Below are 584 nucleotides of genomic sequence, written 5' to 3'. Positions count from 1 at the left end.
CGCGCCGGTTGCGCAGCGGCCCGGCCGTCCGGGGCGGCCCAAGCCAGGCGTCCGGCCGGGCCGGACGCAAGGCGGCGCTGGACATGATGCACCTGCAGCCGCCGGGTTCGACGGGACGGCTGGCCCTGGGCGCCGGCTTGCCGGCGGTTGCGCCGCCGCCCATCGGGCTCGGACCGGTGGCGCCGCGACGGGCAGCTCCGGGCACCGCTGGCGGCGCGCATGATGCCGCAGGGTCCGCGGCAGATTGCAGGCAGGCCTGCATCGCGCCGCATGCCGCGCGGAAGGCGCGGCACCCGGCCATCGACGGGCGGACCACGCGGCACAAGGGCCATGCGCTGTCGCAGCGGCACGGGAAGCGCATCGGGGAGCTTTTCGGCCGGTCCAGGACCGTCGGCGGGGCGGCCCAGACGGTCCATCGCGGGATCGGGCGGGTGCGGTCGCGCTTCATCCCCGCGCTGGCGGCGGCAAACCTCGCCAGGCTGCCGCGGCTGTCGGCCATATGAAGCCGGCGGGCGCCGCGCCCCCCGCGCCGGGAGGCAAGAAACGGCCGGAAGATCGCGCCCCTGCGCCAACCAAGGCAGAAA

At 77.1% G+C, this 584-nt stretch carries 1 pseudogene; it reads left to right on the top strand.

The features are described 5' to 3' along the window. Positions 1-503, top strand: a pseudogene (locus tag HCC78_RS33060) (hypothetical protein); the annotation flags it as partial. Between the last annotated feature and the right edge of the window lie 81 nt (positions 504-584).

The organism is Mangrovicoccus sp. HB161399 (genome assembly GCF_013184745.1).
Taxonomy (GTDB): Bacteria; Pseudomonadota; Alphaproteobacteria; order Rhodobacterales; family Rhodobacteraceae; genus Mangrovicoccus.
Note: the sequence above shows the minus strand (reverse complement) of the source record. Positions and strands in the feature narration are given on the sequence as shown.